The organism is Actinomyces weissii, from assembly GCF_016598775.1.
Classification (GTDB): domain Bacteria; phylum Actinomycetota; class Actinomycetes; order Actinomycetales; family Actinomycetaceae; genus Actinomyces; species Actinomyces weissii.
The window spans coordinates 1,746,113-1,771,922 of the sequence record NZ_CP066802.1 but is presented as its reverse complement, the minus strand read 5'-3'; the positions used below and the strand labels follow the sequence as shown (position 1 = coordinate 1,771,922).

The 25,810-nt window shown below is 69.9% G+C and carries 19 protein-coding genes and 1 pseudogene; 13 read left to right on the top strand and 7 right to left on the bottom strand.

Annotated elements, in window-relative coordinates; all coding sequences use genetic code 11:
* The first annotated feature begins 32 nt into the window (after positions 1 to 32).
* The 10 genes and pseudogenes from JG540_RS07280 to prfB all read left to right on the top strand — a co-directional run bounded on the left by JG540_RS07280 (position 33) and on the right by prfB (position 11,464).
* Positions 33 to 1,607, top strand: a pseudogene (locus tag JG540_RS07280) (ABC transporter ATP-binding protein).
* Positions 1,608 to 1,612: 5 nt separating this feature from the next.
* Complete coding sequence (locus tag JG540_RS07275; RefSeq protein ID WP_407648360.1) at positions 1,613 to 2,839, top strand: ABC transporter permease; 1,227 nt, start codon at positions 1,613 to 1,615, stop codon at positions 2,837 to 2,839.
* Complete coding sequence (locus JG540_RS07270) at positions 2,836 to 4,113, top strand: ABC transporter permease (RefSeq protein WP_200274974.1); 1,278 nt, start codon at positions 2,836 to 2,838, stop codon at positions 4,111 to 4,113. The genes JG540_RS07275 and JG540_RS07270 overlap by 4 nt, the downstream gene beginning before the upstream one ends.
* A 19-nt stretch (positions 4,114 to 4,132) precedes the next feature.
* On the top strand, positions 4,133 to 4,549 hold the full coding sequence (locus JG540_RS07265; RefSeq protein ID WP_200274973.1) for a cytidine deaminase: 417 nt from the start codon (positions 4,133 to 4,135) through the stop codon (positions 4,547 to 4,549).
* A 52-nt stretch (positions 4,550 to 4,601) separates the two neighbouring features.
* Positions 4,602 to 5,885: a thymidine phosphorylase gene (locus tag JG540_RS07260; RefSeq protein ID WP_200274972.1), complete on the top strand. Its 1,284-nt coding sequence runs from the start codon at positions 4,602 to 4,604 to the stop codon at positions 5,883 to 5,885.
* 82 nt (positions 5,886 to 5,967) lie between these two features.
* Positions 5,968 to 6,924 (top strand): sugar-binding transcriptional regulator, encoded by a 957-nt coding sequence (locus JG540_RS07255; protein ID WP_200274971.1) that lies wholly within the window; start codon positions 5,968 to 5,970, stop codon positions 6,922 to 6,924.
* Between the two features lie 149 nt (positions 6,925 to 7,073).
* A complete protein-coding gene (gene deoD / locus JG540_RS07250) occupies positions 7,074 to 7,781 on the top strand; it encodes a purine-nucleoside phosphorylase (protein WP_200278242.1) in 708 nt (235 codons plus the stop codon).
* Between the two features lie 29 nt (positions 7,782 to 7,810).
* Positions 7,811 to 8,464, top strand: coding sequence for a deoxyribose-phosphate aldolase (deoC, locus tag JG540_RS07245; RefSeq protein ID WP_200274970.1), 654 nt, complete (start codon positions 7,811 to 7,813; stop codon positions 8,462 to 8,464).
* Position 8,465: 1 nt separating this feature from the next.
* Complete coding sequence (locus JG540_RS07240; protein WP_200274969.1) at positions 8,466 to 10,148, top strand: phospho-sugar mutase; 1,683 nt, start codon at positions 8,466 to 8,468, stop codon at positions 10,146 to 10,148.
* Positions 10,149 to 10,342: 194 nt separating this feature from the next.
* A complete protein-coding gene (prfB, locus tag JG540_RS07235; protein ID WP_200274967.1) occupies positions 10,343 to 11,464 on the top strand; it encodes a peptide chain release factor 2 in 1,122 nt (373 codons plus the stop codon).
* Positions 11,465 to 11,580: 116 nt separating this feature from the next.
* Here prfB and ettA read toward each other — a convergent pair whose 3' ends face one another.
* Positions 11,581 to 13,263, bottom strand: a complete 1,683-nt coding sequence (gene ettA / locus JG540_RS07230; protein ID WP_200274965.1) for an energy-dependent translational throttle protein EttA — start codon at positions 13,261 to 13,263, stop codon at positions 11,581 to 11,583.
* 301 nt (positions 13,264 to 13,564) lie between these two features.
* On the opposite strand from ettA, the gene JG540_RS07225 reads away from it, so the two are divergent.
* Positions 13,565 to 14,260 carry a hypothetical protein gene (locus tag JG540_RS07225; RefSeq protein WP_200274964.1) on the top strand — a complete coding sequence of 232 codons (696 nt, stop codon included), beginning with the start codon at positions 13,565 to 13,567 and terminating at the stop codon, positions 14,258 to 14,260.
* A gap of 175 nt (positions 14,261 to 14,435) precedes the next feature.
* Here the strand turns inward: JG540_RS07225 and JG540_RS07220 are convergent, their stop codons facing one another.
* Positions 14,436 to 15,395, bottom strand: coding sequence for an acyl-CoA thioesterase (locus JG540_RS07220; protein WP_200274963.1), 960 nt, complete (start codon positions 15,393 to 15,395; stop codon positions 14,436 to 14,438).
* Positions 15,392 to 17,089, bottom strand: a complete 1,698-nt coding sequence (gene ptsP / locus JG540_RS07215; protein WP_200274962.1) for a phosphoenolpyruvate--protein phosphotransferase — start codon at positions 17,087 to 17,089, stop codon at positions 15,392 to 15,394. The genes JG540_RS07220 and ptsP overlap by 4 nt, the downstream gene beginning before the upstream one ends.
* Before the next feature lie 305 nt (positions 17,090 to 17,394).
* Here ptsP and malQ point away from each other — a divergent pair, with 305 nt between their 5' ends.
* A complete protein-coding gene (gene malQ, locus JG540_RS07210) occupies positions 17,395 to 19,560 on the top strand; it encodes a 4-alpha-glucanotransferase (protein ID WP_200274961.1) in 2,166 nt (721 codons plus the stop codon).
* 91 nt (positions 19,561 to 19,651) lie between these two features.
* On the opposite strand, the gene JG540_RS07205 is transcribed toward malQ, so the two are convergent.
* From JG540_RS07205 to JG540_RS07195, 3 genes are all read right to left on the bottom strand, one after another.
* Positions 19,652 to 20,107, bottom strand: coding sequence for a PTS sugar transporter subunit IIA (locus tag JG540_RS07205; protein WP_200274960.1), 456 nt, complete (start codon positions 20,105 to 20,107; stop codon positions 19,652 to 19,654).
* A complete protein-coding gene (locus tag JG540_RS07200; protein ID WP_200274959.1) occupies positions 20,104 to 20,334 on the bottom strand; it encodes a glucose PTS transporter subunit EIIB in 231 nt (76 codons plus the stop codon). The genes JG540_RS07205 and JG540_RS07200 overlap by 4 nt, the downstream gene beginning before the upstream one ends.
* Before the next feature lie 197 nt (positions 20,335 to 20,531).
* A complete protein-coding gene (locus JG540_RS07195; RefSeq protein WP_200274958.1) occupies positions 20,532 to 21,305 on the bottom strand; it encodes a GntR family transcriptional regulator in 774 nt (257 codons plus the stop codon).
* 266 nt (positions 21,306 to 21,571) lie between these two features.
* Here JG540_RS07195 and JG540_RS07190 point away from each other — a divergent pair, with 266 nt between their 5' ends.
* A complete protein-coding gene (locus JG540_RS07190; protein WP_200274957.1) occupies positions 21,572 to 23,011 on the top strand; it encodes a PTS transporter subunit EIIC in 1,440 nt (479 codons plus the stop codon).
* Between the two features lie 185 nt (positions 23,012 to 23,196).
* On the opposite strand, the gene pepN is transcribed toward JG540_RS07190, so the two are convergent.
* Positions 23,197 to 25,773, bottom strand: a complete 2,577-nt coding sequence (pepN, locus tag JG540_RS07185) for an aminopeptidase N (protein WP_200274956.1) — start codon at positions 25,771 to 25,773, stop codon at positions 23,197 to 23,199.
* Positions 25,774 to 25,810: the final 37 nt, after the last annotated feature.

Genomic DNA, 25,810 nt, shown 5'->3' with positions numbered 1-25,810 from the left:
GCAGCACTAGGTGAGCAGGAGGGCCGGCGGCCGTGGAACTGGAACTCAGAGGGATCACCAAGAGATTTGGTCCCCTCGTGGCAAACGACAACATCAACCTCACCATCAGGGAAGGGCATATCCACGCCCTGCTGGGGGAGAACGGGGCGGGCAAGTCCACGTTGATGAATGTCCTCTACGGCATGCACCAGCCGGATGAGGGCCAGATCCTCATCGACGGCCAGCCGGTCGTCTTTAGGGGGCCGGGCGACGCCGTCGCCGCCGGGGTGGGCATGGTCCACCAGCACTTCATGCTCATCCCGGTGTTCACCGTCGCCGAGTCCATCGCCCTGGGCTACGAGCCCCTGGGCAAGGCCGCGCTGATCGACGTGGCCCAGGCCCGCCGGACCGTCCAGGAGGTCTCGGCCCGCTTCGGCTTCGACCTGGACCCCGACGCCCTGATCGAGGACCTGCCCGTAGGCGCCCAGCAGCGGGTGGAGATCGTCAAGGCCCTGTCCCGCGACGCCAAGGTGCTGATCCTCGACTAGCCCACCGCGGTCCTGACCCCGCAGGAGACCGATGAGCTCATGGAGATCATGCGCCAGCTGGCCCAGGCGGGCACCTCCATCGTCTTCATCACCCACAAGCTCCGGGAGGTGCGCGCCGTCGCCGACGAGATCACGGTGATCCGTCGCGGCGCCGTCGTCGGCACCGCCTCGCCGCAGGACAGCGAGGCCGAGCTGGCCAACAAGATGGTGGGCCGCTCCATCATGATGCGGGTGGAGAAGACCCCCGCCAGCCCCAGCGGCGGCGGCCTGAGCTTCCAGGACGTCTCCCTGCTGTCCCCCTCCGGCACCACGCTGCTGGACCACGTCAGCCTCAGCGTCGGGCGGGGTGAGATCGTCGCCGTCGCCGGCGTCCAGGGCAACGGCCAGACCGAGCTGGCGGAGGTGGTGCTGGGCCTGCACGCCCCGGAGTCAGGCACCATCACCCTGGCCGGGCAGGACATCACCCGCACCAACCCGGCCCGCTCCCTGGCCGCCGGGATCGGCTTCATCCCGGAGGACCGCACCACTGACGGCATCATCGCCGGCTTCTCGATCGCCGAGAACCTGGTGCTGGACCAGTTCAAGAGCCCGGCCTTCTCCCGGGGGCCGCTGCTGAGGCTCGGCGCGATCGCGCGCAACGCCCAGGAGAAGAGGGACGAGTACGACATCCGCCTGACCAGCATCGAGGACCCGATCTCCTCCCTGTCCGGCGGCAACCAGCAGAAGGTCGTGGTAGCCCGCGAGATCTCCAAGGACCTCAAGCTGCTGGTAGCCAACCAGCCCACCCGGGGCGTGGACGTGGGCTCTATCGAGTTCATCCACAAGCGCATCGTCGAGGTGCGTGACCAGGGCGCGGCGGTGCTGCTCATCTCCTCCGAGCTGGACGAGGTGATCGCCCTGGCGGACCGGATAGCGGTCATGTACCGCGGGCGGATAGTCGGCCTGGTCCCGGCAGACACCTCCCGCGAGGCCCTGGGCCTGATGATGGCCGGGGTGCCGCAGGAAGAGGCCCTGGCCTCCCAGGCCACGACGGCGGACGCCACCAGCGTGCAGCGTCCCGGACAGGAGACAGCGCTATGAACCAGATGAGAGCAGCCAAGGCCCTGGTGGTCCTGCGGCACCTGCTCAGCTCCAAGCCCTTCGTCTCGGTGCTGGCGGTGCTCATCTCCTTCGCACTTGGGGCGATCCTGATCGTGATGGCGGGCGCCTCCGTGGGGGAGGCCTACTTCGCCATGTTCCGCGGGGCGGTCTTCGACCCGACCGCCGCCACCACGCAGCGACAGGTCAAGCCCTTGACGGACTCGCTGTTCTACGCGATCCCCCTGATCATCGGCGGCCTGGGCCTGGGCTTCGGCTTCCGGGCGGGACTGTTCAACATCGGCGGGCAGGGGCAGGTGATCCTGGGGGCCATGGCCGCCGTCTGGGTGGGATTCTCCCTGAGCCTGCCACCGGTGGTGCACACCCTGGTCGCCTTGCTCATGGCCATGCTCGCCGGGGCCCTGTACGCCGGGCTGGCCGGGCTGCTCAAGGCCCGTACCGGCGCCAACGAGGTGATCGTGACGATCATGCTCAACTCCATCGCCTTCCTGGCTCTGGGCTACGCACTGTCCCAGGAGTCCTGGCAGGTGCCTGGCTCCAAGCAGCCCCAGACGCCTAACGTGGCGGAGAGCGCCGCCTTCATCAAGCTGCTGCCCGCCCCCTTCAAGCTGCACGCGGGGATCCTCGTGGCCGCGCTGGCCGTCGTCGTCTTCTGGTGGCTGCTGGACCGCTCCACCATCGGCCTGCAGGTGCGGGCGGTAGGAGCCAACCCGGACGCCGCCCGCACCGCCGGCATCCCGGTGGGTGGGATCACCACCTTGACCATGGCGATCTCCGGTGCCTTCCTGGGGCTGGCCGGCGCCAACGAGGCTCTGGGCACCATCGGCTACGTCTCGCGGGGCGTGGCCGGGTCCATCGGCTTCGACGCGATCACCGTGGCCCTGCTGGGCCGTAACAAGCCCCTGGGCACCCTGGCCTCCGGGCTGCTCTTCGGGGCCTTCAAGGCCGGTGGCTACACCATGCAGGCCAAGGGGGTGCCGGTGGACATGATCCTGATCCTGCAGTCGGTGATCGTGCTGCTGATCGCCGCCCCGGCACTGGTGCGGTGGCTGTTCCGCCTGCCCACCCCTAGGCGCCTGAGCCTGGGCCAGGAGCTGGCCGCCCTGGGAGCCGGGGCTGGGAGCACCGGCGTCCAGCCGGGGACCGCCAGGCAGGTGCCTGCTGACGACAAGGGCAGCGATGCCTCCTTAGAGCCGAAGGGAGAGGCCCGATGACTACCGCCACCACTGCGAGCACCGAGGTGCAGACCAGGCGCGCCTGGAAGATCCCGGTCATCTACCTACTGGCCACCGTCCTGCTCGGCTTCATGGCCTACTCTGCCAAGGGGGACGTGACGATACGTCTGCGTGACAAGTCCCAGAGCCTGGCCATCCCGGACATCGTGACCTCCGGTCCCAGGATCCTGGTGTTCCTGCTGATCGTTATGACGGTCCTGTGCCTCTGGGGCTGGGCCAGCACCATCCTGCGTATCAGGGTCCCCCGCCTGGTGGAGGTCGCCGTCATGTCCTTGGCGGTCCTCTCCACGGTCCTGGGCTTCCTGGTCTTCGCGGCCACCGGCTCGTCTGCGGCCCTGACCCTGACCTCGGTGCTGGTCTCTACGATCGCGATCTCCACGCCCCTGATCTTCGGGTCCCTGTCCGGCGTGGTCTCGGAGCGCGTGGGCGTGGTCAACATCGCCATTGAAGGTGACCTCCTGGTGGGGGCCTTCGCGGGTGTCATGGCCGCCTCCTACTTCCGCACCCCCTACATGGGGCTGGTGGCGGCGCCCCTGGCGGGCGCGCTGCTGGGATGCCTGCTGGCCCTGTTCGCGGTGCGCTACGGCGTGGACCAGATCATCGTCGGCGTGGTGCTCAACGTGCTGGCCCTGGGCCTGACCACCTTCTTCTACCAGACGGTCATGAAGAAGGTCCCTGAGAGGCTCAACACCAACCAGTTCTCCCTGGCACCCATCAAGATCCCGGGGCTCTCAGAGATCCCGGTGGTCGGCCCGATGCTCTTCAACCAGACGATCCTGGTCTACCTGATGTACCTGGCGGTCGCCTTCCTGACCGTCTACCTGTTCCGCTCCCGCTGGGGCCTGCGCCTGCGGGCCTGCGGCGAGCACCCCCGGGCCGCGGACACCGTGGGCATCAACGTGAACCGCACGCGGGCCCTGAACACGATCCTGGGCTCGGCCTTCGCCGGGCTGGGTGGTGCCTTCTTCACCCTCGGCTCGGTGCTGTCCTTCACCGACAACATCTCCGCCGGCAACGGCTACATCGCCCTGGCGGCCATGATCCTGGGTAAGTGGCACCCGCTGGGGGCCATGGGGGCGGCGCTCATGTTCGGCTTCGCCCAGGCGGTGGCCCGGATGCTGCCCAACGTGGCCCCGAGCATCCCTTCCGACCTGGTGGCCATGATCCCCTACGTCGTCACCATCGTGGCGGTGGCCGGGTTCGTGGGCAAGTCGCGGCCCCCGGCGGCAGAGAACGTCCCCTACGTGAAGTGAGCACAAGGAGCTGACAGGTATGCAGATCGACTGGGAGGCGCTTACCGCGGCCGCCGTGGAGGCGATGCGTCACGCCTACTGCCCCTACAGCGGCTACCCGGTGGGAGCGGCCGGGCTCACCACCGACGGGCAGGTGGTGGTGGGCTGCAACGTGGAGAACGCCTCCTACGGACTGGGCCTGTGCGCCGAGTGCGCCATGGTCGGGGCCCTGGCCCTCTCCGGCGGGGGGCGGCTGGTGGCCGTGGCCTGCGTTAACGGCAACGAGGAGCCGGTGGTCCCCTGCGGGCGCTGCCGCCAGCTGATCCTTGAGCACGGCGGCCCCGGGTGCCTGGTGCGCATGCCTTCGGCCGTCATGCCCATGAGCCAGGTGCTGCCTGAGGGCTTTGAGCCCACGGACCTGACGTTGGTCCCCACCAGTACCTTCCGTCAGCACTGACACGCCAGCCACACGAGTAACGGGCCTAGGCCCCAGAAGGAAGAGGGAGAAGATGGAGCAGTTCGACGTCGTCGACGTCATCCGGACCAAGCGGGACGGCGGTCGGCTCAGCCCGGAGCAGATCGCCTGGACCGTGGACGCCTACACCCGGGGAGCCGTCAAGGACGAGCAGATGGCGGCCCTGGCCATGGCCATCTTCCTGCGGGGCATGGAGCGGGAGGAGATCGCCCAGTGGACCCAGGCGATGATCGACTCCGGTGAGCGCATGGACTTCAGTGGCATCGGCCGCCCCACCGCCGACAAGCACTCCACCGGTGGCGTGGGCGACAAGATCACCCTGCCGCTGGCCCCCCTGGTGGCCTGCTTCGGGGTGGCCGTGCCCCAGCTCTCCGGGCGGGGCCTGGGGCACACCGGCGGCACCCTGGACAAGCTGGAGGCCATCCCCGGATGGCGGGCCAGCCTGTCCAACGAGGAGATCCTCCACCAGCTGGGCCAGGGCTGTGGCGCCGTGGTCTGCGCCGCGGGCGCGGGCCTGGCCCCGGCGGACAAGAAGCTCTACGCCCTGCGGGACATCACCTCCACCGTGGACTGTATCCCGCTGATCGCCTCCTCCATCATGTCCAAGAAGATCGCCGAGGGCACCGGTTCCCTGGTGCTGGACGTCAAGGTGGGCTCCGGGGCCTTCATGAAGGACCTCAGCTCAGCCCGCGAGCTGGCCCAGGCCATGGTGGACCTGGGCAAGGACGCCGGGGTGCGCACCTTCGCCTTCCTCACCGACATGTCCACGCCGCTGGGCCTGAAGGTCGGCAACGCCCTGGAGGTGGAGGAGTCCGTGGAGGTGCTGGCTGGCGGCGGCCCGCAGGACGTCGTCGAGCTGACCCTCGCCCTGGCCCGCAAGATGCTGGAGATGGCGGGCCAGCCTGACGCCGACGTGGAGGCGGCCCTCAAGGACGGGCGCGCCATGGACCGCTGGCGGGCCATGATCCGTGAGCAGGGCGGTGACCCGGACGCGGCCCTGCCCACCTCCCGGCACAGCCACCAGGTGCTGGCCACCGCGGACGGGGTCCTGGAGAGCCTGGACGCGCTCTGCGTAGGCGTGGCCTCCTGGCGGCTGGGTGCAGGCCGGGCGGTCAAGGAGGACCCGGTCCAGGCGGCGGCAGGGATCGAGATCCACGCCAAGCCCGGCCAGGTCCTGCGTCAGGGCCAGCCGGTGCTCACCTTGCACACCGACGACGAGTGGCGCGTCCCCCGGGCCCTGGAGGCCCTGGAGGGCGGCATCCGGATCGGCACTAAGGCCCCGTCCCGCGGCAGCGTGCTGCTGGACCACGTGGAGTGACCTGGAGCCAGGACGGCCCACGGCTGAGTGCGGCACCGGTGCCGCCCGGAGGCCCGGGACGCAGACCTGAGTAGGGGGACCCATGGACAAGCGTGACGAGCAGGCCATCACCGCCGTCCGGCTCTACTTTGAGCGCGGTCTGAGCCAGGCGGAGGTGGCTGTCGCCATGGGCCTGTCCCGGCCCACCGTGGCCAAGCTGCTTCAGCGGGGCAAGGAGGCCGGTTACGTCACCGTGGTCATAAACGACCCGCGTGAGACCTCCTCAGAGCTGGGGCACCGCCTCCAGGAGCGCTACGGCCTGGCGGAGGCGCGAGTGGTGCACGCCCCGGTCTCCTCCGACGCGGAGCTCCTGGAGGAGCTGGGGCGCGTAGGGGCCGAGCTGGTCACCGGGCTGGTGCGGGACGGCATGAGCGTGGGGGTGTCCTGGGGGCGGACCATGAGCGCCATCGCCTCCCGGCTGCGGCACACTGCGCGGCGGGACGTGCGGATAGTGCAGCTCAAGGGCGGCAGCTCCTACTCCGAGCAGGCCACCGACGACTTCGAGGTCATGCGGGCCTTCTGCGACGCCTTCAGCGCGGTGCCTCTCTACCTGCCGCTGCCGGTGGTCTTCCAGGACGTGACCACCTGGCAGATCGTCCAGGAGGACCCGCACATAGCAGCCGTCCTGGCTGCCGGGGCCCAGGCTGACGCCGTGGTGTTCACGGTGGGTGCGGTCACGCCGGACAGCCTGCTGCTCAGCCATCGTCAGCTGGACCAGGAGGACCGCCAGGCCGTGCTGCAGGAGGCCGTTGGGGACGCCTGCTCCCGCTTCTTCAGCAGCGCGGGGCAGGTGGCGGTCAAGGACCTGGACGAGCGTACAGTGGGCATCACCCTGGAGGACCTGGCCTCCCGGCCGGTACGGGTGCTGGTGGCCGGAGGGCAGGGCAAGGCCCGGGCCGTGTCCACCGCGCTGGAGATGGGCCTGTCCAGCCACCTGGTGGTGGACCAGCGCCTGGCCCTGACGCTGTTGGATGAGGGCCGCCCGGAGGCTGCGTCGTAGCGCCTGGACCCCCTGCGGCACGAGGGCACCCAAAGGGCTGAACAAATGTAAAACACTGAACTGACAAAGAGATACCATCGGGGTGGTGCCCGGCAGCCGAGTCCGGCCTGTGCCTAGGCAGCGCCCCACCAACCAGAAACGGAGTGATGATGAAGTCAACACCGCATATCAACCCGCAGGCCCCCATCGCCGAGACGATCCTCCTGCCCGGGGACCCGCTGCGCGCCAAGTTCATCGCGGAGACCTACCTGGAGGACGTCCAGCAGTTCAACTCCGTGCGCAACATGCTGGGATTCACCGGCACCTACCAGGGCACCCCCGTGTCCGTCATGGGCTCCGGCATGGGCATTCCCTCCATCTCCCTGTACGCCTGGGAGCTGATCCACGTGTTCGGCTGCAAGAAGCTGATCCGGGTGGGTACCTGCGGAGGCATGCAGGAGGGCGTCAACCTCTACGACGTGGTCATCGGCCAGGCCGCCTGCTCCAACTCCAGCTTCACGGACCAGTACGGCCTGCCCGGCACCTACGCGCCGATCGCCTCCTACCGCCTGATCGAGGCCGTGCGCGAGCAGGCCAAGGCCAAGGGCGTGACCACCCACGTGGGCAACATCCTGTCCTCGGACGTCTTCTACCACGCCGACCCCACCTTCAACGAGCGCTGGCAGAAGATGGGGGTGCTGGCCGTGGAGATGGAGTCCGCCGGCCTGTACGCCACCGCCGCCCACGCCGGGGTGGAGGCCCTGGGCATCTTCACGGTCTCCGACTCCCTGGTGACCGGGGCCGAGACCACCGCCGAGGAGCGGCAGACGGCCTTCACCCAGATGATGGAGCTGGCCCTGCCCCTGGCAGCCCTGTGAGAAGCGAACTGACTACCTAGGAGCTGAAGATGAAGAAGACTGAGGTCGCGCGCCTGATCGACCACACCCTGTTAAAGCCCGAGGCGACCTCCGCCGACGTGGCCGCGCTGGTCCAGGAGGGGGCGGCCCTGGGCACCTGCTCCGTGTGCGTGTCGCCGTCCATGCTGCCCCTGGAGCACCCGGAGGGCCTGCTCACCGCCTGCGTGGTGGGCTTCCCCTCCGGTGCCGTAAAGGCGGAGGTCAAGGCCTTTGAGGCCGCCCAGGCCGTCAAGGACGGGGTGGACGAGGTGGACATGGTCGTCAACCTCGCCCTGGTCAAGGAGGGGCGCGCCGCCGAGCTGCAGGCTGAGATCCAGGCGGTGCGCGACGCCGTACCCGCCCCCCGGGTGCTCAAGGTCATCATCGAGTCGGCGGCCCTGACGGACGCGGAGATCGTCATGGCCTGCCAGGCCGCCCAGGCCGCCGGAGCGGACTTCGTGAAGACCTCCACCGGATTCCACCCGGCCGGGGGCGCCTCCACCCACGCCGTCGCCCTGATGCGCGCCACCGTGGGGGAGGACATGGGGGTCAAGGCCTCTGGTGGTATCCATGACGCCGCCACCGCCGTCGCCATGATCGAGGCGGGGGCAAACCGCCTGGGGGTCTCCGCCACCAAGGCGATCCTGGCTGGGCTGGAGGACTGAGATGAGTGAGCAGGAGCTTTTGGACCGGGCCGAGCTGTGGGCCGGGCACGACCCCGACCAGTCCACCGCCGTGGCCCTGCAGACCGCGGTGGAGGCCGCCCGCGCCGGGGACGCCGAGGCCCTGGCGGAGGTGGCGGCCGCCATGGCCGGGCCGCTGGAGTTCGGCACCGCCGGGCTGCGCGGCCAGATCGGTCCCGGTGAGTCCCGCATGAACCTGGCGGTCGTCATCCGGGCGACGGCGGGGCTGTGCGCCTTCCTCAAGGACAGCACCACGCGCGTGCCCCGGGTGGTGATCGGCTGCGACGCCCGCCACGGCTCCGTGGACTTCGCCCGCGCCGCCGCCCGTGTCGTCTCCGCCGCCGGCTGCCACGCCCTGGCCCTGCCGGTCATGAACCCGACCCCGCTGACCTCCTTCGCCGTGCGCCACCTGGACGCCGACGCAGGCATCATGGTCACCGCCTCCCACAACCCGGCCCAGGACAACGGCTACAAGGTCTACCTGGGGGGCTCCGTGGTCACCGACGCCGGGCAGGGCGCCCAGATCGTCCCGCCCTACGACGGCCAGATCGCCGCCGCGATCGCCGCCACCCCGCCAGCCGACCAGGTGCCGCAGGACGAGGCCCGCATCGAGCAGGTGGACCCGCGGGCAGACTACGTACAGGCGGCCAGCCGCCTGGCCTCCGGCAGCAGCGCCAAGGCGGACCTGAAGATCACCCTCACCGCCATGCACGGCGTGGGGGCGGCCCTGGCCGAGCAGGTGCTGCACGAGGCGGGCTTCCCCCAGGTCCAGCCGGTGGCTGAGCAGGCCGAGCCGGACCCGGACTTCCCGACCGTGTCCTTCCCCAACCCGGAGGAGCCGGGCGCCCTGGACCTGGCTATCGCCCAGGCCGACGCCCAGGGGGCCGACCTGCTGATCGCCGTGGACCCGGACGCGGACCGCTGCGCCCTGGCGGTGCCGGACGCGGCCGCCCCCAAGGGCTGGCGCCAGCTCTCCGGGGACGAGATCGGCTCCCTGCTGGGGGAGTACCTGGCGGCCCGCGCCCCCCAGGGGGCGGTGCTGGCCAACTCGATCGTCTCCAGCCGCCTGCTGGAGCGCATCGCCCAGGGCCACGGGCTGGAGTACCGTCACACCCTGACCGGCTTCAAGTGGATCGCCCGCACCCCGGGGCTGTTCTTCGGCTACGAGGAGGCCATCGGCTACTGCCCCGACCCGGAGCACGCCCGGGACAAGGACGGCATCGCCACCGCCGTGGTGGCGGCCTCCATGGTCGCCGATCTCAAGGATCAGGGGCGCACCGTGGGGGAGGAGCTGGAGCGCCTGGCCCGCACCTACGGCCTGTACCAGACCATGCCCCTGACCTTCCGGGTGGAGAACCTGGAGCTGATCGCCCAGGGCATGGAGCGGCTGCGCCAGCACCCGCCCGCCACCCTGGCCGGTTCCCCGGTCACCTCCGTGACCGACCTGTCACAGGGCTGGGACGGGCTGCCGGGCACCAACGCCGTCATGGTGCTCACTGCGGCCGACGACCGGGTCATCGCCCGGCCCTCCGGCACGGAGCCCAAGCTCAAGTGCTACCTGGAGGTGGTGCTGCCGGTGGCGGAGGGCGCTCTGGTGCCCTGGGAGCAGGCCCGCCAGCGGCTGGAGACCATCAAGAGCGAGTTCGCCGCCGCCATCGGCATCTGAGCCGAGACCCCTACAGGCTGCCCGGGAGCGTGCCAGCAGGCTGCCGCTCCCGGGCAGCGCTGTGCCCCACCGTGCCAGCTCCTTTGCCAGGTCGCTTACCTGGTCCCTGGCTGTGCCTCACAGCACCAGCCTCCTTTCACGGTGCCAGGGCCCCGGCGCGGCGGCAGGACCGCCCCGGCGGGTATGCTCGGCCCGTGGCCACTGACTTTCCCGCAGAGATCGAACGACTCCGACACACCTACGCCTCCATCGCCGCGGTGACCGACCCGCAGGCGCTGCGTGCCCGCATCGCCGAGCTCTCCGAGAAGGCCGCCGCCCCTGACCTGTGGGACGACCCCGACGCCGCCCAGGTGGTCACCTCCGCCCTGTCCCACGCCCAGGCCGACCTAAAGCGTGTGGAGGACCTGGGCGGGCGCATCGACGACCTGGAGGCCATGGTGGAGATGGCCGCCGAGGAGGAGGGCGAGGACGCCGCCGAGCTCCTGGCGGAGGCCGAGTCTGACCTGCAGGCCATATCCAAGGACCTGGCCGAGCTGGAGATCCGCACGCTGCTCAGCGGCGAGTACGACCAGCGCGACGCCGTCGTCACCATCCGCTCGGGGGCCGGGGGCGTGGACGCCGCCGACTTCGCCGAGATGCTGCTGCGCATGTACCTGCGCTGGGCCGAGCGCCACGACTACGCCGTCAAGGTGCTGGACACCTCCTACGCCGAGGAGGCGGGGCTGAAGTCCGTGACCTTTGAGGTGCACGCCCCCTACGCCTACGGCACGCTCTCCGTGGAGGGCGGCACCCACCGCCTGGTGCGCATCAGCCCCTTCGACAACCAGGGCCGCCGCCAGACCTCCTTCGCGGCCGTGGAGGTCATCCCGCTGATCGAGTCCACCGACCACATCGACATCCCCGAGACCGACATCCGCGTCGACGTCTTCCGCTCCTCCGGGCCCGGCGGGCAGTCCGTGAACACCACCGACTCGGCCGTGCGCATCACCCACCTGCCCACCGGCCTGGTGGTATCCATGCAGGACGAGAAGTCCCAGATCCAGAACCGGGCCGCCGCCATGCGCGTGCTCCAGTCCCGCCTGCTGCTGCTCAAGAAGCAGGAGGAGGACGCCAAGAAGAAGGAGCTGGCCGGGGACGTCAAGGCCTCCTGGGGGGACCAGATGCGCAACTACGTGCTCAACCCCTACCAGATGGTCAAGGACCTGCGCACCAGCCACGAGGTGGGTAACCCGGAGGCGGTCTTCGACGGCGACATCGACGGCTTCATCGACGCGGGCATCCGCTGGCGCAAGCAGCAGGAGCAGGCGGAGGGCTGAGGCGCTTGCGGCCTGCCAGCCAGGCTGGCAGACACGCAGACTGAAAAGGGGCTGTGCCCGCCGCACCAGTGAGGTTGCGGCGGGCACAGCCCTATCTACGTGGCTGACGGCGCTGCTCAGTCCCGGGTTAGCTTGCGGTAGGTGACGCGGTGGGGGCGGGCGGCCTCAGCACCTAGACGCTTGACCTTGTTCTCCTCGTAGGAGGCGAAGTTCCCCTCGAACCAGTACCACTTGGCCGGGTTCTCCTCGTCCCCCTCCCAAGCCAGGATGTGCGTGGCCACCCGGTCCAGGAACCAGCGGTCGTGGGTGATGACCACGGCGCAGCCGGGGAACTCCAGCAGGGCGTTCTCCAGCGAGCCCAGGGTCTCGGTGTCCAGGTCGTTGGTGGGCTCGTCCAGCAGGATCAGGTTGCCGCCCTGCTTGAGGGTCAGCGCCAGGTTCAGGCGGTTGCGCTCACCACCGGAGAGCACCCCGGCGGGCTTCTGCTGGTCGGGGCCCTTGAAACCGAAGGCCGCCACGTAGGCGCGCGAGGGCATCTCCACGTTGCCGACCTTGATGTAGTCCAGGCCGTCGGAGACGACCTCCCACAGGGTCTTGCTCGGGTCGATACCCGCCCGGGTCTGGTCCACGTAGGACAGCTTGACCGTCTGGCCGATCTTGAGCTCGCCGCTGTCTAGCTCCTCCAGGCCCACGATGGTCTTGAACAGGGTGGTCTTGCCGACGCCGTTGGGGCCCACGATCCCCACGATGCCGTTGCGCGGCAGCGTGAAGGACAGGTCGTCGATCAGGGTGCGCCCGTCGAAGCCCTTGGTCAGGTGGCTGGCCTCCAGCACGATGTTGCCCAGGCGGGGGCCCGGCGGGATCTGGATCTCCTCGAAGTCCAGCTTGCGGGTCCGCTCGGCCTCGGCCGCCATCTCCTCGTAGCGGGCCAGACGGGCCTTGGACTTGGTCTGGCGGCCCTTGGCGGAGGAGCGCACCCACTCCAGCTCCTCCTTGAGGCGCTTGGCGAGCTTGGCGTCCTTCTTGCCCTGGACCGCCAGGCGCTTCTCCTTGGTCTCCAGGTAGGTGGAGTAGTTGCCCTCGTAGGGGTATAGGTGGCCGCGGTCCACCTCCGCGATCCACTGGGCCACGTGGTCCAGGAAGTAGCGGTCGTGGGTGACGGCGATCACGGCGCCCTTGTAGGTGCTCAGGTGCTGCTCCAGCCAGAGCACGGACTCGGCGTCCAGGTGGTTGGTGGGCTCGTCCAGCAGCAGCAGGTCTGGGGCCTCCAGCAGCAGCTTGCACAGGGCCACCCGGCGGCGCTCACCACCGGAGAGGTGCTTGACCTCCGCGTCCGGCGGGGGGCAGCGCAGCGCGTCCATGGCCTGCTCCAGCTGGGAGTCCAGGTCCCAGGCGCCTGCGGCGTCCAGCTCGTCCTGGAGCCTGCCCATCTCCTCCATCAGGGCGTCGAAGTCCGCGTCCGGGTCCGCCATGGCGGCGGAGATCTCGTTGAAGCGGTCCAGCTTGCCCTTGATCTCGGCCACGCCCTCCTCGACGTTGCCCAGGACCGTCTTGTCCTCGTTGAGCGGCGGCTCCTGCAGCAGGATGCCGACGCTGTAGCCGGGGGTCAGGCGGGCCTCACCGTTGGAAGGCTGGTCTAGCCCGGCCATGATCTTGAGGATTGAGGACTTGCCCGCGCCGTTGGGGCCGACCATACCGATCTTCGCGCCCGGGTAGAAGGCCATGGTCACGTCGTCGAGGATCACCTTGTCCCCGTGCGCCTTACGCGCCTTGATCATCTGGTAGATGTACTCAGCCACTTCTGCTGTGCGCCTTTCGTGTGGAGGAGCGGGTGCTGCTGCGCGGCGACGGCGGGGCTGTCACGGCCCCGGGTGGCCCGCGCACTGGGGCCAAGCCTACGGGAGCGCCGCGAGGGCCACGAGGCCCAGCCCCGTGAGCCGCTGCACGCTGCGTCCTGTGCCGCGCCGCAGGCCGTAAGCGGGGAGGGTCTGGGCAGGCAGCGGGCTGGTGGCCCGTGCATGGCTAGAGGATGTCTGGTGGCTCACAGGCTATAGGATGGGTGGCGTCCTGATCTCCTGCTCCCTGAAGAGGTTTCCACGAATGAGTGTCCAGAACAGTACCGACTTCATGCTTGCCCCCGGTGAGCAGAACGTCTACGGCGACCGTTTCACGGAGTCGGTCGTCCTGCCGTATCTCAAGGCTCAGCTGATGTGCTCAAGCACCCGGTTCGTGTTCAAGGACCCCAACACCCTGCTGGGACTGATCCCCCTGGGAGCCAATGAGAGCTCCATCCCGCTCAGCAGCATCGCCTCCGTGTCCGTATCCAGCCACTTCCGCCTGGGGCGCGCTCTGCTGGCGATCATCCTCCTGATACTCGGATTCGCGATGATCACGGACTGGATCCTGCCGTGCCTGCTCATGATCGTGCTGGGTCTGCTGATGATCGTGACGGTGTTCCCGTCAGTGCTGCTGGTGCAGAACCATGCCGGGATGGTGACTGCTATCGAGGTCGCGGTGATCGAGCGCAAGCGGCTCGCGGCCTTCTGCTCCGAGCTGCAGGCGCGGGTCTTCGCTGACCAGAGCGCTATCCACAACCAGGAGGCCCAGACCCTCCGGGCTCAGCAGCTGACCTTGCAGCAGATGGCCTTCCAGCAGCAGATGGCCTTGCAGCAGAACGGCGGCTACGTGCCTGGTGCGGCCCAGGCGCCGCAGGTGGGCTCGCAGCAGCCCGTCCAGCTGGACGCTGCGCACCACCGTCAGGACCCCTACCCGGGGCAGCCGGGCAGCCAGGTCTGAGACCGGCGCGGCTGCTGCCTGAGGGCCTGCCCCGCTACCTGTGGTGGGGCAGACCCTTCTTAGGGGCGACGGCGGGGCCCTGCCTACGCGTGGTACCAGGGGCCGTCCGAGGCGTGGCGGGGGCCGCCGGGCTACGGGCTCCGGACTCCGGGCTGAGGTCCCCAAGCCCCAGGGCTCAGCGGCCCTCGCCGTCCATGCGGACGCTCCAGGAGCCGCTGCCACCGGAGTGCTGGGCGTCCGGCACCCGGATCATGCCCTCCTGGGCAATGGTGGAGACGAGCAGGCCCTCTGAGTCAAAGACCTGGGCCCGGGCCATGGCCCGGCCTCCTTGGGAGCTGGGGGAGTCCTGCACGAACAGGAGCCACTGGGAGACGTCCACGTCCCGGTGGAACCACTGGGCGTGGTCCAGGGTGGCCAGGCTCATCCCCTCGCTGCGCCAGCTCAGTCCCTGGCTGCGCAGGGCCGGCTCCAGCATCACCTGGTCGCACACGTAGGTCAGCAGCGCCCGGTGGACGGTCTGGCTGGTGGCGGCGGGCACCGCCCCGCGCGCCCGCACCCACAGGTGCTGCCTGCCCAGGCGGTCAGCAGCGGGGCGCAGGTAGACGTTGCCCTCCACGTGCCGCAGGTCGAAGGCGGCAGTACGCCCCAGGTACTTGGCCACCGGGTGGTCCACCGTGCGGAACAGCTCCAGTGCACTGGGCACCTCCTGCGGCCCCGGCACCGACGGTGCAGGCAGCTGCACGTCGGCACCGGGCTGCTGCTCCTGGAAGGAGGAGACCATGGTCAGGATCGGCCGGCCGTACTGCGTGGCCGTGGTGCGGCGCTGGGAGAAGGAGCGTCCGTCGTGCATGCGCTCCACCTCGAAGCCGACAGGGCTCTCCGGCTTGCCGCCCCGCATGAAGTACGCGTGCACCGAGTGCGGCAGACGCACGCCGTCGCCGTCATCAACCATGGTGGCGGCGGCTGCCAGCAGGCCCTGGGCCACCACCTGGCCGCCGTAGATGCGGCCCGACAGCTGGGGCAGGCAGGTGCCGGTGAAGGCGTCCGGCTGTGCCTGAGCCTCCAGGGCCAGCACCCGGGTCACCGCCCCGAGCGGCTCCTCGGAGGCGATCGGTACCGGGTAGGGGGCGGTCACAGCCCCAGTTCCTCCAGGACCGGCAGCTGGGCGCGCACCGCCGCCCGGGCATCCTCCGCGGTCGCGGCGTCCAGGGCTAGCGCCGCGAGCTCACGGCACTGCGCCAGGGTCACCGACTTGAGCACGGCGTCGACGTCCGGCAGGGCCCGGGCCGTCATGGACAGGCTAGCCACCCCGCAGCCGACCAGCACCACGGCCAGGGCCGGGTCAGCCGCCGCCTCACCACAGACCCCCACCGGGCGGCCCTTAGGGGCGGCACCGTCACAGGCCTGCTTGATCAGGCGTAGCACGGCCGGCTGCCAGGAGGTGGACAGGTCCGCCAGGGAGGACAGCAACCGGTCCGCGGCCATCACGTACTGGGTGAGGTCATTGGTGCCCACCGAGGCAAAGTCCGCGTACTCGAACATCTTGTCGGCCATAACCGCCGCCGAGGGTACCTCGATCATCATCCCGGCGGTGGACAGGCCGTGCGCGCGGGCCTTCTCCGCGAAGGACTGAGCCTCCTCCACGGTGGAGATCATGGGGGCCATGACCCACACCTGGGCCTCCGTGGCGGCCTGTGCCTGGGCCAGGGCCTCAAGCTGGTGGTCCAGCACCTCCGGGTCGCGACGGGTGGTGCGGTAGGCGCGCACGCCCAGCGCCGGGTTGGCCTCAGTGGCGTCAGTGAGGAAGGGCAGGGGCTTGTCCGCGCCCGCGTCCAGGGTCCGCACCACCACCTTCTTGCCGGGGAAGGCAGCCAGCACCTCGGTGTAGGCCGCCACCTGCTGCTCCACGGTGGGCTCCAGCGGCTGGTCCAGGAAGCAGAACTCGGTGCGGAACAGGCCCACACCCATAGCGTTGGCCTCCGCCGCCGAGCGGGCGGCGGCACCGTCACCCACATTCGCCAGCAGCTGCACCACGTGGCCGTCCATGGTCCCGCCGTCACCGTTGAAGACCCGCACCCGGCTGGCCAGCTCCTTGGCGTGTCGCAGCTGCTCCTCGGTGGGTGACAAGGTGATCAGGCCCTTGGTGCCGTCCACGAGGATGATCTCGCCCTCGTGCAGCTGGTCCGTGACCTCGCTGCCCGTGCCCACGATCGCGGGCATGCCCAGGGCCCGGGCCAGGATCGCGGTGTGTGAGGTGGGGCCGCCCTCGGAGGTGACGAAGGCGACCACCTTCTCCGGGTCCAGCAGGGCAGTGTCCGCAGGGGCCAGGTCCTCCGCCACCAGCACGAAGGGCTCGGGCAGGCTGGGGATCCCGGGCATGGGGGAGCCGGTGAGGACCGCCACGATGCGGTCACGCACGTCCGCGACGTCCCTGGTGCGCTCGGCCATGTAGCCGCCCAGGGACTCCAGCATCGCGGCCAGGGTGCCAGCCGCCTCCCAGACGGCCCGCTCAGGCACCAGGCGGCGCTCGCGGACCATGGCCTGGGCGGAGGAGGTCAGGGTCGGGTCTGCCGCCATCTGCGCCGTGGTCTCCAGCAGGGTCCGGCCCTCGCCCTTGGCCTGCAGGGCTGACAGCTCCAGCCCCTTCTTGACCTCCTGGGCGGCGGCGGTGATCCGCTCGCACTCCCGCTCCAGGTCCCGGGCTGGGTCTAGCACCTCCAACGCGGGCTCTGGTACACCGGGGGCCATGCGGGCCACAGGGGCCGCCACCAGGCCAGGGCTCACGCCGATTCCGCTGAGCTGGACGGGGGACTGCTGGGCGGCGGCCATAGGAGCTCCTTGGGTCGGCTGCGGATGGACAAGCAGGTGTCGCGCCCAATTGTGCCTGGCGACGTGGCGCCCGGTGCCTGTTCCGCCAAGGGGAGAACGGCGGAGGGCGCCGCAGTCCCGACCTGGTGCGTTCCCGAAAGATCTTGCAAGGTTTTCAAGGACACATCGCTGATGTACCGGGTGGCAATGTGCAATCCGCTGCACGGGACGGCATGCTAGGACCTGGATGCGGCCCTCCCGAGACCGCCCGCCCTTCCCGTCCACCCAGCGCGCGCCGCGCGCGAGAGCAACGAGGCCTCACCGCGATGTCCCAGTCCACCGTAGCCGCCCAACCGCCCAGTGACCGCCTGCTACGCCTAGCCGACCTGCACGGGGTCTCCACCGAGTACTGGGACTTCCACGGGAACCTGGCCTCCCCTTCGCGCCAGACCCTGGAGGCGGTCCTCGCCGCCCTGGGGGTGCCTGCCAGTACCGAGGAGGAGATCGCCGCCGCCCTCAAGGAGGTGGAGATCGAGCCCTGGCGCCACGCCCTACCACCCTGCACGGTCACCCGCAGCGGCAAGAGCGAGACCGTGCGGGTCCACGTGCCTGACGGCGCCGACGTCTCGGTGCGGATCGTGCTGGAGGACGGCGGCGAGCGCTGGCTCAAGCAGACTGACGACTGGACCCCGGCCCGGGAGGTTGACGGTGTGCTCACCGGGCGCGCCTCCTTCGAGCTGCCCACGGACCTGCCGCTGGGCTGGCACAGCATGGTCGCGGAGATCCGGGCCAGGGGCACTGAGCCGGCCCGCACGGTCACCGCTCCCCTGGCGGTTACCCCCGACCGCCTGGAGATCCCCCAGGCCCTGGGGGAGGGGGGCTGGGGCGTGATGGCCCAGCTGTACTCGGTGCGCTCCCGAGGCTCCTGGGGGATCGGTGACACGGATGACCTCACCGAGCTGGCCGGCTTCCTGGGGGACGAGGGCGCGGACTTCCTGCTCATCAACCCGCTGCACGCCGCCGAGCCGGCCGGCCCGATGACGCCCTCGCCCTACCTGCCGGTCACCCGCCGTTTCGTGAACCCCGTCTACATCCGGCCGGAGAACATCCTGGAGGTCTCACGGCTCTCCGGCCCGCGCCGCTCCCTGGTGCAGTGGGCCCTGGAGGAGGTGCGCGAGCACAATCTGCAGACCACCCCGATCGACCGTGACGAGGTCTGGAAGGCCAAGCGGGAGGCCCTGGAGGTCATCTTCGCGGCGGGCCGTTCCCGGGCCCGGCAGCGGGACTTTGAGCGCTTCCGTGCCGAGCAGGGGGAGGGCCTGGAGCGTTTCGCGCTGTGGTGCGCCCTGACCGAGAAGTACGGGGACCTGGCCACCTGGCCCCAGAACCTGCTGGACCCCGCCTCGGCCCACGTGGCCAACGAGGCCCGGTCCCTGGCCGACCGGATCGAGTTCTACGCCTGGATGCAGTGGGTGGTTGACGAGCAGCTGGAGCGCGCCCAGAGTCAGGCCCTGGCCTCCGGCATGGCCCTGGGAATCATGGACGACCTGGCTGTCGGTGTGCACCCGCGCGGCGCCGACGTGTGGTCCATGCCGGACGCCTTCGCCCCGGGCATGCAGGTGGGGGCCCCGCCGGACATGTACAACCAGCTCGGGCAGAACTGGTCCCAGCCGCCGTGGAGCCCGGTCTACCTGGCTGAGCACGCCTTCCAGCCGCTGCGGGACATGGCCCGCACCGTCCTGCGGCACGCTGGCGCCCTGCGGGTGGACCACATCATCGGCCTGTTCCGCCTGTGGTGGATCCCCGAGGGCATGGGGGCCGACCAGGGGGCCTACGTACGCTACGACCATGAGGCCATGGTCGGGGTGCTGCTGCTGGAGGCCTACCGTGCGGGCGCGGTGGTCATCGGTGAGGACCTGGGCACCGTAGAGCCCTGGGCGCGCGAGTACCTGGCCAGCCGGGGGGTGCTGGGCACCTCCGTGCTGTGGTTCGAGAAGCAGGGTGACGGCTGGCCCCTGCAGCCGCAGGCCTACCGCAGGCTGGCCCTGTCCACCGTGAACACCCACGACCTGCCGCCGACCGCCGGCTACCTGGCTGACGAGCACGTGGAGCTGCGGGAGCGCCTGGGGCTGCTGACGGAGCCGGTGGAGCAGGTGCGGGCCGAGGCCCGGGTGGAGCGTGACCGGATGACGGCGCGCCTGCGGGAGCACGCTCTGCTGGGTGAGGAGCCCACGGAGCGGGAGGTCGTGGAGGGCCTCTACCGCTACGTGGTGCGCACGCCCTCCGCCCTGATCGGGGTGTCCCTGGTGGACGGCGTCGGTGAGCGCCGTACCCAGAACCAGCCGGGAACCGACCGTGAGTACCCCAACTGGTGCGTGCCGCTGGCGGACGGCTCCGGTGAGGTGGTTCTGGTGGAGGACCTGCCGAGCTCGGTGAGGCTGGGGAGCCTGCTGGCCGCGGTGCGTGACGAGCTGGCCCAGCGTCAGGCCTGAGGCCGGAGCAGCCGGTACAAAGGTGGTGGCCCGGTCCCCCGACGGGGACCGGGCCACCACCTTTATCAGTGACCTGGCGGCAGTGCCAGGATCACTTGACGGTCATGAGCGTCTGGCCGACGGTCACCTCTGCGCCGGGCTGGGACAGCACCAGGGCAGCCTCGTCAGCCTCCAGGGCGATAACCGGGACGATGGGGTTGCGCCCGCCCTGCTCGACCTGGGCCGGGCTCCAGGTGACCACCGGGTCCCCGGCCTGGACCTGCGCCCCCTCCTGCACCAGCACCTCAAAGCCCTTACCGGCGAGCTGCACGGTGTCCAGGCCCAGGTGCACGAGAATGCCCTGGGCGCCGTCGGAGACGATCACGAAGGCGTGGGGGTGCACCTTGGCGACCTTGCCGCTGATAGGGGCCACGGCCGTGACCTGTTCAGCGCGGTCAGGGTCCACGGCCACGCCGGGTCCCACGAACTTGCCTGAGAACACGGGGTCAGGGACGTCCTCTACCGCAATCAGCCTGCCCGCCAGGGGGGCGGAGACGGTAAGGGTCACCGCAGGTCCTCAATGTCCTCAGCGATGGTGTCGGCATTGGGACCCACGATCACCTGCACGGAGTCACCGACCTTGAGCACGCCGTGGGCGCCGGCGGCCTTGAGGGCGGCCTCGTCCACGATGCTGGAGTCCTCCAGCTCGCAGCGCAGGCGGGTGATGCAGGGCTCGATCTCGGTGATGTTGTCGAATCCGCCTAGGGCGTCAACGATCTTCTGCGCCTGGGACATGGTGGCCTCCTGATGGTTTCCGGCGGTGCCGGAGGTGCTTGGCTAGTGGCGGGCCACCTTGCCCGGTAGAGCAGCAGTGGTCCATACCAGTGGAAATAGTACCTGGCTGAGCGGGACTGTCCAGCACCTTCACGCCGGTCGTTCCAGGCGGGTGGCGGCGGCTGGGACGGGTAGGGCGGGTCCGTGGCGGGTAGGGCTCAGCCTGCGGCCGCCGGGTGCTCGTCCGGGGCTGCGGGTGCCTTGCCGGGACGGCGGGAGACCGTGGGAGCGGGCACCGCCACGGGCACCCACAGCGCGTAACGGTCCGCGCGGTAGATCGAGTGGGAGTAGTCCACCACCTGGTGGTCGTGGAAGGCCCGGCGGGTGATGTACAGGGTGGGCGCGCCCTCGCGCACGCCCAGCAGGGTTGACTCCTCGATGGTGGCGGAGTGCGCCTCGATCAGGTCCTCGCCCCAGCTGGGAGCCAGTCCCGCCTCCGTCAGGCGCTCGTACACCGAGAAGCTCAGGGGGCCTGACAGGAGTACGGGCAGGGCGCTGGCAGGCACCCAGTTCTCCTCGATGGCCATAGGGGTGGAGTCAGCCGTCAGCAGCCGTCGCAGGTGGTGTACCGGGGTGCCGTCGGGGAGCTCTAGGTGCTTAGCCACCTCCGCGGTGGCCGGGACGGTCTCGGCCAGCAGGAACACGGAACCGGGCTGCATGCCCCGACGACGCATCTCCTGGGTGAAGGAGGTCAGCCGCACCTGCAGGTCCACCTTGGGCCGGGCCACGAATGTGCCCTTGCCCTGGTGGCGTTCCAGCACGCCGTCGACCACGAGCGTGTCAATGGCCTGGCGCACGGTCATGCGGGAGACCCGGAACTGCCTGCACAGCTCCCGCTCGGAGGGGATGGGGCTGCCCGGGGACAGCCTGGACCGCACCTCGCTCAGGAGGTGCTCGCGGACCTGTACGTACTTGGCGCGGGAAGGAGGCATGGCGGGTGGCTGGGCTGTGACGGGCTGTGGTGGTCTTCTACTGGTCTACATAGCGACCTGGTTGCCGCCAGTGGTAGGGACCGTGGTCCCATTGTGCAGCACGATCTGGTAGATCATGAGCGAAACGCGGCGTCGTTGCTTGACAGGTACCAGCGGGATGGGTTTTTCTATCCGCGCTGGTCCAGACCTCTACCTCACCTGACCAGCGTCGCCGTCCAGCCGGTCGGCTTCCCTTGACCGCAGCAAGGTGGCTGCGTGAACCCCATATGGAGAACAACGTGTCTACAAAGAAGTCGGGTGGCGCTTTCGCCGTCGCCCAGCGGCTTGGGCGCTCGCTCATGCTGCCGATCGCCACGCTGCCCGCAGCGGGCCTCCTGCTGCGGCTAGGCCAGGCCGACATCCTCGGCGCCGATGGCGTAGCAAAGAGCCTGCCCTGGATGCAGCCCGTCGCCGACCTCATCAACGCCGCCGGTGGGGCGGTCTTCGACAACCTGCCCCTGATCTTCGCCGTCGGCGTAGCCGTGGGCTTTGCCAGGAAGGGCGACGGCTCCACCGGTGTGGCCGGCCTGTTCGGCTACCTGGTCTACCGTCACGTGCTGTGGGTCATGGCCCCGCTCATCATGGGCAAGCCCGACCCGGTCAGCGACAAGCAGCTTGAGTGCCTGCACAGCTTCACCGCTGACGGCAAGATCGGCCAGGTCGGCCCTTGGAACCAGGGCGTCAAGGTTTGTGACCTGGCCACCCAGACCCCGATCAACTACGGCGTGCTCGGCGGCATCGTCATGGGTGTGGTCGCGGCCCTGCTGTGGCAGAAGTTCTACCGCGTCAAGCTGCCCGACTGGCTGGCCTTCTTCGGTGGGCGCCGCTTCGTGCCGATCGTGACCTCCGTGGTGGCCATCTTCGTGGCCATCGGCATGGCCTACCTCTACCCGGCCTTCAACTGGCTGATCAACAAGCAGCTCGGTGGCTGGCTCATGCAGGCCGGTTCTGAGGGCGGTGTCTCCGGCGCCCTCGCGGCCTTCGTCTTCGGTACCGCTAACCGTCTGCTGATCCCCTTCGGCCTGCACCACCTGCTCAACTCCATCCCGTGGTTCCAGCTCGGTGAGTGCAAGAACGCCTCCGGCGACGTCCTCCACGGTGACCTCACCTGCTTCTTCAACGGCGTGGATGGCTCCAACGCCTGGACCGGCGGCTTCATGACCGGCTTCTTCCCGATCATGATGTTCGCGCTGCCGGCCGCCGCCCTGGCCATCTGGCACACCGCCAAGCCCGAGAAGCGCAAGGCCACCGGCGCCCTGATGGTCTCGGTCGCCCTGACCGCCTTCATCACCGGTGTCACCGAGCCCCTGGAGTACGCCTTCGCTTACGTGGCCTTCCCGCTGTACGCGGTGCACGCCGTGCTGACCGGCTCGGCCCTGGCCGTCTCCAACTTCCTGGGTGTCAAGTACGGCTTCTCCTTCTCCGCTGGTGCGACCGACTTCCTCATCAACTGGGGCAAGTCCTCCGAGCTGTCCACCTCCGTCCTGCCCGGCCCGATCATGGTCATCATCCTGGGCCTGGTCTACGCCGTGATCTACTACTTCCTGTTCCGCTTCCTGATCACGAAGCTCAACTTCGCGACGCCGGGGCGCGAGGAGGACGAGGCTGACTCCTTCGCCGCCGCGCAGGAGGCCGCCGCCAAGTCCTCGGGCAAGAAGAAGGCCTGAGCACCCGCATCCAGTCCTGACAGACCGGGGCCTCGGCACCAAGTGGTGCCGAGGCCCCGGTTCTTGCCTACCCGGCCTGCCAGCCCTCCCTGGACGGACGCCGCCGTCGCCTTGCGGGACAGCAGCCGGGCCCGGCGTCGGACGATGGTCTGGGCCCGGCAGCCACCAGGCCCAGACCTACCGCCTCACAGGACCGGCTTGGTGGCCTGCACGCGCGCCACCCGCAGCACGTCGTCCAGGTTCTCCGCCACGATCCGCCGCAGCGCCGCAGGCGCCTGGGGGTGAGACTCCAGCCAGCCGCGCAGCACGCCCTCGGCGTCAACCCCAGGCAGCCCCACCGGCACGCAGCTCCACAAGGAGGCCAGCAGGTTCTCCGCCATGTGGAAGGTGCGCGACTCCCAGATCTGGTCCACCACCCCCGGGTAGGCCGCCACGTAAGGCGCCAGCAGCTGCGGCTGGCGGGCGCAGGCGGCGAAGCCCCGCAGCATCTTGACCTGCGTCTCGTTGGGGATGCTGGCGTCCTCCACCAGGGCGCTCCAGGCGGCCGCCTTGGCCTCCGCCGTGGGCACCGCCGCCCGGGCCTGCGCCGCACGCTCCCGCCCGGTGGTGGTCACGTCCCGCTCGGCCTCCGCCGCGATCTCCGCCTCACCCAGGCGCCCGGCGGCCACCAGCCCCGTCAACAGCTCCCAACGCAGGTCCTGGTCCACCACCAGTCCCTGCGGGACCCGGCTGCCGTCCAGCATGGCGGCGACGGCGTCCAGCTGGGCCGGGGTGCTGGCCGTGCCCGCCAGGGCCTGCGCCAGCTGCAGCTGCTTGTCAGAGCCGGGCGCAGCCGCCGCCAGCAGCTGCAGCAGCGCGTCCGCCGTGGCCACAAAGCTCTCGGGGCGCTCAGCCTGCGGCAGGTAGGCACCCAGGCAGGTGGACAGCTGCCCCAGCAGGATGCGCAGCACCGTGGAGTGCTCCTCCACCTGCAGGGCCTCCAGGACCGAGGGCAGGTAGTCCACCGCCGCCAGCTCGCCGTCACGCACCATGTCCCAGGCGGAGGCCAGCACCAGGGAGCGCGGCAGGGAGTCCGCGAAGGCGGCCACGTGCTCCAGTCCCGCCCGCAGCGAGGCCTCGTCCAGCCGGACCTTGGCGTAGGTCAGGTCGTCGTCGTTGAGCACGATCACGGCCGGGCGCGGGCGGCCCACCAGCTCGGGCACCTGCGCCACTGCGCCGTCCAGGTCGATCTCCACCCGGGCGGTACGGGTCATGGCCCCGTCCACCAGGTCGTAGCAGCCCACCGCCAGACGGTGGGGGCGCAGGGACGCGGGGGAGCCCTCCGGCACCTCCTGCAGCACCTCCAGGTTGGTGACCACCCCGGCGTCGTCGGTGCTTACCCGGGTCCGCAAGGTGGTGACCCCGGCCTCCTGCAGCCACACCCTGGTCCAGGCCTGCAGGTCCCGCCCGCTGGTGGCCTCCAGCTCGGTGAGCAGGTCCGCCAGGGTCGCGTTGGCGTAGGCGTGCTTGGCCAGGTAGCGGGCGATGCCCCGGAAGAAGTTCTCCCGGCCCACGTAGGCCACCAGGGCGGAGAGCACCGAGGCGCCCTTGGCGTAGGTGATGCCGTCAAAGTTGACCTCCACGTCGTGCAGGTCGTTGATCTCGGCGGCGATCGGGTGGGTGGAGGAGAGCTGGTCCTGGTTGTAGGCCCAGGCCTTCTCCGCGGCCTGGAAGGTGGTCCAGGCCTGCGTGAAGCGCGTGGCCTCCGCCGTGGCCAGGGTGGAGGTGTACTCGGCGAAGGACTCGTTGAGCCACAGGTCGTTCCACCACTTCATGGTGACCATGTCACCGAACCACATGTGTGCCAGCTCGTGCAGGATCGTGACCGCCCGCCGCTCCACCCGGGCCTCCACCGGCCGGGAGCGGAAGATGTAGTCGTCACGGTGCGTCACGCAGCCCGCGTTCTCCATGGCCCCGGCGTTGAACTCAGGCACGAAGACCTGGTCGTACTTCTCAAAGGCGTAGGGGGTGGCGAACAGCTCCTCGTAGAAGGCGAAGCCCCGCTTGGTCAGGTCCAGGATCTCCTCGGAGTCCATGTGCTCCAGCAGGGAGGCCCGGCAGTAGGTGCCCAGGGGGATGCTGCGGCCGTCCGGGGCGGTGTAGACGTCCGTGCGCCCCACGTAGGGGCCCGCCACGATCGCGGTGACGTAGGTGCTCATCGGCTGGGTGGGGGCGAAAGCGAAGCGTGAGGCCGGGGCGCCGTCGCTGCCGGTGACCGCCTGGGGCTCAGGCGTGGGGGAGTTGGAGAACACCGTCCAGCCCTGCGGGGCCGTGACCGTGAAGGTGAAGGAGGCCTTCAGGTCCGGCTGCTCGAAGCAGGGGTAGACCCGGCGGGCGTCCGGCACCTCGAACTGCGAGTACAGGTAGGTCTGGCCGTCTGCCGGGTCGGTGAAACGGTGCAGGCCCTCACCGGTGTGCATGTAGGCGCAGTCGGCGTCCACCACCAGCGTGTTCTCTGCAGCCAGGCCCGTCAGGGCGATGCGCGAGTCGGCGTAGACGGCGGCCGGGTCCAGGGACTGGCCGTTGAGGGTGATGGAACGGACCTGCGGCGCGATCAGGTCCACGAAGCTGCTGGAGCCAGGAACTGCCCGGAAACGGATGGTGGTGACAGAACCGAACACCTCCTCACCACGGGTGAGGTCCAGGACGACCTCGTACTGCTCAGTAGTAACGACGGCGGCGCGTTCGGCCGCCTCCGTGCGGGTCAGGTTCTGACCGGGCATCTGGGCTCCTTAGATGGCGCAGGGGCATGGCTGGCGG